A 7,565-nucleotide genomic window follows, 5' to 3' on the forward strand; every position below is an offset into this window, starting at 1 on the left:
CTGACAGACAGGCAATCAATGCGCCTGACCCAGCGGGGAACCGTGATGACTGCAACAAACGTACGCCGATGCACCTCATGGCTGCTGCTCACCCTGCTCGCCACCACCCTGGCGCTGACCGCGGGATGTTCAAGCAAGCGCTACGCCACCAACGGTTCGAACTGCTACGCCAAAGCCGTACCCACTTCCGGCGAAGGGGGTCTGGCCTGGGGCGATACCTTGAGCATGGCGCGCAAGAAATCACTGAATAACTGCATGCGTTATGCGAGCCGCTCCGGAGGTACGCCGAACACCTGCCAGGTTGTGCAGGCGCAGTGCAAACGCTGAGGGCGCCGATAATGATGTTGGCTGACACGGCCCCATCGCTGGCAAGCCAGCTCCTACAGGGTTATTGGGTGGATTCAGGATTGGCGGCTGCCAGAGATCCAACGTGGGAGCGAGCCTGCTCGCGAATGCGATCTGTCAGCCAAGGCGATAGCGACTGACACGCCCTCTTCGCGAGCAGGCTCGCTCCCACATGGGGTTGTGCAGTGGACTCAGAATTAGCGGCTGGCTCGCACAGTTTTTTCGCTGCGGGTGAGATTGGCGAACGGCCTGACGATCGAATCAGGCTCCTCGCTTGAGCACCGACGTCGAAACCCGTGGCTGGATCGACTTTTCGATCAGTGCAACGATGTCCTTCGCCCCATAACAACGGAACAGAATGCTGCCAGCATCCGTATCCAGGCAGACGATTTTGGTGATGAAGCCACCTTCAAGCGTGACCTTGCGGATCATCCCCAGCGGCACTCTGATGTCCAGTGTGCCGTCCTGAACCATGCGGTTCATGGCGTTGGCATTCAGGTACACAGCGGTATTGGTCAGGGTCATTTTGCCGCCGACCCACAGCCCGCCGTACACCTCTTTGAACCCCTCCAGCACACCGGCCAACGCGCTGACATTGCCACTGCCGGCAACATCGTAGAAATCGCCGACACCTTCGTAATCCACCTCGACGTCAGCCACCAGAAAGTTGACCAGCTTCGACTTCACGACCTTCTCTTCCATCCTTGTATCTCCATGTCCCCAGAACACTCACCCGTGGCGAGGGGATTTATCCCCGATGGACTGCGCAGCAGGCCGCTTCTTGATCGGTTGAAAGCCGGGCCCGCTTCGCGCGCCATCGGGGATAAATCCCCTCACTACAGGTTTACTCAGCAAAAGTGACCATCCGCTATCAGCGATTCAACGCCATCGCATTAGCCCGTGCCGCGTGCAGCTTCTTATAGCTGTCGATCAGACGCAGGTGACGGTCCAGCCCTTCGAGCTTCATGCTGGTCGGCGTCAGGCCGTAGAAACGCACACTGCCGTTGACCGAACCAATCGCCGCGTCCATGCGCTCGTCGCCGAACATGCGGCGGAAGTTGGCCTCGTAGTCGGCCAGTTCCAGGTCTTCGTCCAGCTCCATTTCCAGACACACGTTCACCGCCTGATAGAACAGGCCGCGCTCGACGGTGTTGTCGTTGTACTGCAGGAAGGCTTCGACCAGATCCTTGGCCTGCTCGAATTTCTGCAGGGCGAGGTAGATCAGCAGGCGCAGTTCCAGAATGGTCAGCTTGCCCCACGGCGTGTTGTCGTCGAACTCGATGCCGATCAGCGTGGTGATGTCGGTGTAATCATCCAGCTCGCTGTTTTCCAGGCCTTGAGCGAGGTTGCGCAGGCCGACCTTGCTCAGACTGTGCAGGTTGAGGATGTCGGCGCGAAATTGCAGGGCCTTGTTGGTGTTGTCCCAGATCAGGTCGTCCACCGGATAGATTTCCGAGTAGTCCGGCACCAGGATCCGGCAGGCATTGGCGCCGAGGTCGTCGTAGACCGCCATGTAGGCTTCTTTGCCCATGTCTTCAAGGATGCCGAACAGGGTTGCGGCTTCTTCGGCGTTGGAGTTTTCGCCTTGACCTGAGAAGTCCCATTCTACGAATTCGAAGTCAGACTTGGCGCTGAAGAAGCGCCACGACACCACACCGCTGGAGTCGATGAAGTGTTCGACGAAGTTGTTCGGTTCGGTCACTGCCTGGCCCGAGAAAGTCGGCTGCGGCAGATCGTTCAAGCCTTCGAAGCTGCGGCCCTGCAGCAATTCGGTCAGGCTGCGCTCCAGCGCCACTTCCAGGCTTGGATGCGCGCCGAACGAGGCGAACACACCACCGGTGCGCGGGTTCATCAGGGTCACGCACATCACCGGGAATTCACCGCCCAGCGACGCATCCTTGACCAGCACCGGGAAGCCCTGCTCTTCCAGCCCTTTGATCCCGGCGAGAATGCTTGGGTACTTCTCCAGCACTTCCTGCGGCACGTCGGGCAAAGCCATCTCGCCTTCGAGAATTTCGCGTTTGACCGCGCGCTCGAAGATCTCCGACAGACACTGCACCTGCGCTTCAGCCAAAGTGTTGCCAGCGCTCATGCCGTTGCTCAGGAACAGGTTTTCGATGAGGTTGGACGGGAAGTACACCACTTCACCATCCGACTGGCGCACGAACGGCAGTGAGCAGATACCGCGCTGGGTGTTACCGGAGTTGGTGTCGAACAGGTGCGAGCCCTTGAGCTCGCCGTCGCGGTTGTAAATGTCGAGGCAGTATTGGTCGAGAATCTCTGCCGGCAGTTCATCTTTCGGGCCGGGCTTGAACCAGCGCTCGTTCGGGTAATGCACGAACTCGGCGGTGGCGATGTCCTCGCCCCAGAACTGGTCGTTGTAGAAGAAGTTGCAGTTCAGGCGCTCGATGAACTCGCCCAGTGCCGAGGCCAGTGCGCCCTCTTTGGTCGCGCCCTTGCCGTTGGTGAAACACATCGGCGAATGCGCATCGCGGATGTGCAGCGACCAGACGTTGGGCACGATGTTGCGCCACGAGGCGATTTCGATCTTCATCCCCAGATCGGCGAGAATCCCCGACATATTGACGATGGTCTGTTCCAGCGGCAGATCTTTACCGGCGATGTAGGTACCCGCTTCAGAGGTCGAGTGCGGCATCAGCAGCGCTTGCGCATCGGCGTCGAGGTTCTCGACTTCTTCGATCACGAACTCGGGGCCGGTCTGCACAACCTTCTTCACCGTGCAGCGATCAATCGAACGCAGGATGCCCAGACGATCCTTCTCGGAAATGTCTGCCGGCAGTTCGACCTGGATCTTGAAGATCTGGTTGTAGCGGTTTTCCGGGTCGACGATGTTGTTCTGCGACAGGCGAATATTGTCGGTCGGGATGTTGCGGGTTTCGCAGTACAGCTTCACGAAGTAAGCCGCGCACAAGGCCGACGACGCCAGGAAGTAGTCGAACGGCCCCGGTGCCGAGCCATCACCCTTGTAGCGAATGGGCTGATCAGCGATCACCGTGAAGTCGTCGAACTTGGCTTCAAGTCGAAGGTTGTCGAGAAAGTTGACCTTGATTTCCATGCGGGTTTACCAGAGAGCAGAAACGAATTGGCGGCCATTATCCGGGTTTTCAGCCTGACGTCTTGTGCTTTTGCGTAATCGCCGCCGTGTGGGCGGCCGCGTTGCGCCGGGCATTGGCACAGGCGAGCGACAAAAATGCTCTGAGCAGTGAATTTTTTCGTGTCTTCTTGTATCTGACGGAAAGAGCCTATGCCAGCAAAACAATGGCATCGAATCCGTTCAGCTATGAGTGACCCGCATGAAATCAAGGAAAAACACCGTCAATCCCATCGGATTGAAAGACATCACCATTGTCGACGACGCCAAGATGCGCAAGGCGATCACCGCCGCCGCACTGGGCAACGCCATGGAATGGTTTGACTTCGGCGTGTACGGCTTCGTCGCCTACGCGCTGGGCAAGATCTTCTTCCCCGGCGCCGATCCTGGCGTGCAAATGATTGCTGCCCTGGCGACCTTCTCGGTGCCGTTTCTGATCCGTCCATTGGGTGGTTTGTTCTTCGGCGCCCTGGGCGACAAGTACGGACGCCAGAAAGTCCTCGCCGCGACCATTGTGATCATGTCGCTGAGCACCTTCGCCATCGGCCTGATTCCGTCCTACGAGTCGATCGGTATCTGGGCGCCGATCTTGTTGTTACTGGCGAAAATGGCTCAGGGTTTCTCGGTCGGCGGCGAATACACCGGCGCGTCGATCTTCGTCGCCGAATACGCGCCCGACCGTAAACGCGGCTTCCTCGGCAGTTGGCTGGACTTCGGCTCGATTGCCGGTTTCGTCCTCGGCGCCGGTGTGGTGGTGCTGATTTCGACGATCATCGGCGAAGAGAAATTCCTTGAATGGGGCTGGCGCCTGCCGTTCTTCCTTGCGCTGCCACTGGGCATGATCGGCCTCTATCTGCGTCATGCACTGGAAGAGACACCGGCGTTTCAACAGCATGTCGAGAAACTCGAGGAAGGTGATCGCGAAGGTCTGGCGGGAGGTCCGAAAGTTTCGTTCAAGGAAGTTGCGACCAAACACTGGCGCAGCCTGATGACTTGTATCGGCGTAGTGGCGGTGACCAATGTCACCTATTACATGCTGCTGACCTACATGCCGAGCTATCTGTCGCACAACCTGCACTACAGCGAAAACCGTGGCGTGCTGATCATCATCGCGATCATGGTCGGCATGCTATTCGTGCAGCCAGCGATTGGTTTTATCAGCGATAAAATTGGCCGCAAACCCTTCATTGTGGTTGGCAGCATCGGTCTGTTCCTGCTGGCGATTCCGGCGTTCATGCTGATTAACAGCGGCAAGATCGGCCTGATCTTTTCCGGCTTGCTGATCCTCGCGGTGTTGCTGAACTTCTTCATCGGCGTCATGGCCTCGACTCTGCCGGCAATGTTCCCCACGCACATCCGCTACAGTGCACTGGCCGCCGCGTTCAACGTCTCGGTACTGATTGCCGGCCTGACGCCGACCGCCGTGGCCTGGCTGGTGGAAAGCACCAACAATCTGTACATGCCGGCTTACTACCTGATGGTGATTGCTGTGGTCGGCCTGATCACCGGCGTGACCATGAAGGAAACCGCCAACAAACCGCTGCGTGGTGCCGCACCGGCCGCGTCGGACCTTGAAGAAGCCAAGGAACTGCTCAAGGAACACCACGACAACATCGAGCAGAAAATCGAGGACATCGACGCCGAAATCGCTGAGCTGGAAGCCAAGCGCAAGGAGTTGGTGCAGCAGCATCCACGGATCAACTAATGAGTACGCGGCGTGGTCACTCGAATCGGAGTCGAGTGGCCACATAGGCGCCGCGTGCAACCAAATCCGCATTGTTTGACGGAGGTTGCGCCCTTTCGCGCGACCTCGATACCAAAGGTGCCAGCGTGGATAATCACTCCGATCGTCGCAACAAGCTCTCGCTGGACAGCCTCAATTTCTTCCTCGCCGATGTGCGCGACGGGCTAGGGCCATATCTGGCGATTTACCTGTTGGCGGTTCACCACTGGGAGCCGGCCAGCATCGGGTTGGTGATGACCCTCGCCGGGGTCGCCGCGCTTGTCACCCAGACACCCGCCGGGGCCCTCGTCGACAACACCCGGAGTAAGCGGGCGGTGATTGCGGTTGCCGCGTTACTGGTGACCGGCAGCTGTCTGGTGTTGCCCTTCGTCACCTCCTTCAGTCTGGTGGCGATTACTCAAGCCTTGAGCGCCGCCGCGGCGTCGGTGTTCGCCCCGGCCATTTCGGCGATCACCCTCGGCATCACCGGCCCACGAGCGTTCACTCGGCGCACCGGACGCAACGAGACCTTCAACCATGCCGGCAACGCCTGCGCGGCGCTGCTGGCCGGTGGTTTTTCCTACCTGTTCGGGCCGGTGGCGGTGTTTTATCTGATGGCGGTCATGGCGCTATGCAGTGTGATCGCCGTGAGCTTCGTCGATGCCAACGCGATCAACCATGATCTCGCCCGAGGCCTTGACCCCAGCGACGCTACACACGCCAAGGCGCCTTCGGGATTGGCGGTGCTGCTGACCAACAAGGCGTTGCTGATGTTCGCCATCTGTTGTGCCCTCTTCCACCTGGCGAACGCGGCGATGCTGCCACTGGTGAGCCAGAAACTGGCGCAGGTCAATCTGCAGATGGCGACGCCACTGACCTCGGCCTGCATCGTCGCCGCGCAACTGGTCATGGTGCCGGTCGCGTTGCTGGTCGGAGCCAAGGCCGATGTGTGGGGACGCAAGCCGCTGCTGCTCGCAGGCTTCCTGATTCTGCCGTTGCGCGGCGTGCTCTATACCTTGTCCGCAGATCCTTACTGGCTGGTGGGAGTACAGATGCTCGACGGCATCGGCGCGGGGATCTTCGGCGCGCTGTTCCCGGTTGTAGTGAAAGACCTGACCCTGGGCACCGGACACTTCAACATCAGCCTCGGCGCCCTTTCGACCGTGTTTGGCCTGGGCGCGGCATTGAGCAGTAGTGTCGCGGGGATTGTGTTACAAGAGGCCGGATACAACGCGGCGTTTCTGACCCTGGCGGTGATTGCCGGGCTGGCGTTTATGCTTTTGTGGCTGGCAGTGCCCGAGACATTGGCAGACAGACGCGACGCAGTTATCGCCACGGTTTGAGAGGCGCAATTTTTCGATCCTGCGCAACAGCCCCTGACTCGAGGAAGGAATTTGGCCAATAACACGCTTGAGTTCAGCGACAGTGATCTGGCGCAGATGCAACGCTTTAACCGCAAGCTCGCCTGGCTGCCACGGTTTCGCATCCGCAATCGACTGACGCCACGTCTGGTCCAAGGGCTGCTGCGTGCCAGTCAGATTGTCAGCGCGGACAAGCCGGTCAAGCATGACCTTCAAGCGCAAAACACAGTGGTTTATTCGCAAGGTGCTTCAGTGCCCGTCCGAATCATCCGCCCGCAAGGAAACGCTCAAGGCGTGGTGCTCGATTACCACGGTGGCGGCTGGGTGATTGGCAATGCACAGATGAACGACGACCTCAACATCGCCATGGTCAAGGACTGCAATGTCGCCGTGGTCTCGGTCGACTATCGGTTGGCGGTCGATACGCCGGTTGAGGGGCTGATGGAGGACTGCCTCTGCGCCGCTCGCTGGCTGCTGAGCGACGACTGCACAGAGTTCGCCGGCCTGCCGGTGATCGTTGTCGGCGAATCGGCGGGCGCGCACCTGGCCGCCGCAACGCTGTTGGCGCTCAAATCATCACCCGGTTTGCTGCAGCGGGTCCGCGGTGCGCTGCTTTTTTACGGTGTCTACGACCTCGCGGGTACTCCGAGCGTGCACGCAGCAACTGCTGAAACTTTGGTGCTCGACGGCCCGGGCATGGCCCAGGCGCTGCGCTTGCTGACACCGGGATTGAGCGATGAGCAACGCCGACAGGCACCGCTTTCCCCGCTGTACGGCGACTTCAGCGGGTTGCCGCCGGCACTGATGTTCACCGGTGAACTGGATCCGCTACGCGACGACACGCTCGAACTGGCTGAGCGCTGGCAGCATTCTGCGCCGGTTGAAGTACATCTGCTGCCCTCTTCCGCCCATGGCTTTATCCATTTCCCGACTGACATGGCCAGACGTGTTCTTGCCTACAGTCGGGCGTGGCTTTCACGCCAGATCGAGGCAAAAACACTCAGTTAGCACCTGAATTAGTGAT

At 59.4% G+C, this 7,565-nt stretch carries 6 protein-coding genes; 4 read left to right on the top strand and 2 right to left on the bottom strand.

All coding sequences use genetic code 11. The features are described 5' to 3' along the window. Window positions 1-45 precede the first annotated feature (45 nt). On the top strand, window positions 46-327 hold the full coding sequence (locus LCH64_RS24190; protein WP_045122746.1) for a hypothetical protein: 282 nt from the start codon (window positions 46-48) through the stop codon (window positions 325-327). Window positions 328-606: 279 nt separating this feature from the next. Here LCH64_RS24190 and LCH64_RS24195 read toward each other — a convergent pair whose 3' ends face one another. Together LCH64_RS24195 and LCH64_RS24200 are read right to left on the bottom strand one after the other, a co-directional pair. Further along, window positions 607-1,047 (bottom strand): hypothetical protein, encoded by a 441-nt coding sequence (locus tag LCH64_RS24195; protein ID WP_226501515.1) that lies wholly within the window; start codon window positions 1,045-1,047, stop codon window positions 607-609. 169 nt (window positions 1,048-1,216) lie between these two features. Beyond that, window positions 1,217-3,421, bottom strand: a complete 2,205-nt coding sequence (locus LCH64_RS24200; protein WP_226501516.1) for an OsmC domain/YcaO domain-containing protein — start codon at window positions 3,419-3,421, stop codon at window positions 1,217-1,219. 238 nt (window positions 3,422-3,659) lie between these two features. Between LCH64_RS24200 and proP the strand changes: the two genes are divergently transcribed. From proP to LCH64_RS24215, 3 genes are all read left to right on the top strand, one after another. Further along, window positions 3,660-5,162, top strand: coding sequence for a glycine betaine/L-proline transporter ProP (proP, locus tag LCH64_RS24205; RefSeq protein WP_003224336.1), 1,503 nt, complete (start codon window positions 3,660-3,662; stop codon window positions 5,160-5,162). Window positions 5,163-5,287: 125 nt separating this feature from the next. Then, the gene (locus LCH64_RS24210) at window positions 5,288-6,523 is read left to right on the top strand and encodes an MFS transporter (RefSeq protein WP_226501517.1); all 1,236 of its coding nucleotides are present in this window, start codon (window positions 5,288-5,290) and stop codon (window positions 6,521-6,523) included. Window positions 6,524-6,619: 96 nt separating this feature from the next. Beyond that, a complete protein-coding gene (locus LCH64_RS24215; protein ID WP_226501525.1) occupies window positions 6,620-7,549 on the top strand; it encodes an alpha/beta hydrolase fold domain-containing protein in 930 nt (309 codons plus the stop codon). Window positions 7,550-7,565 lie beyond the last annotated feature (16 nt).

The organism is Pseudomonas sp. MWU16-30322 (assembly GCF_020515535.1).
In the GTDB taxonomy this organism is placed as follows: domain Bacteria; phylum Pseudomonadota; class Gammaproteobacteria; order Pseudomonadales; family Pseudomonadaceae; genus Aquipseudomonas; species Aquipseudomonas fluorescens_H.

Excerpts from the sequence above, each read along its gene's own strand:
- LCH64_RS24190 (WP_045122746.1), top strand. The coding sequence starts at position 46 with ATGACTGCAACAAACGTACGCCGATGCACCTCATGGCTGCTGCTCACC.
- LCH64_RS24195 (WP_226501515.1), bottom strand. The coding sequence starts at position 1,047 with ATGGAAGAGAAGGTCGTGAAGTCGAAGCTGGTCAACTTTCTGGTGGCT.
- LCH64_RS24200 (WP_226501516.1), bottom strand. The coding sequence starts at position 3,421 with ATGGAAATCAAGGTCAACTTTCTCGACAACCTTCGACTTGAAGCCAAG.
- proP (WP_003224336.1), top strand. The coding sequence starts at position 3,660 with ATGAAATCAAGGAAAAACACCGTCAATCCCATCGGATTGAAAGACATC.
- LCH64_RS24215 (WP_226501525.1), top strand. The coding sequence starts at position 6,620 with ATGCAACGCTTTAACCGCAAGCTCGCCTGGCTGCCACGGTTTCGCATC.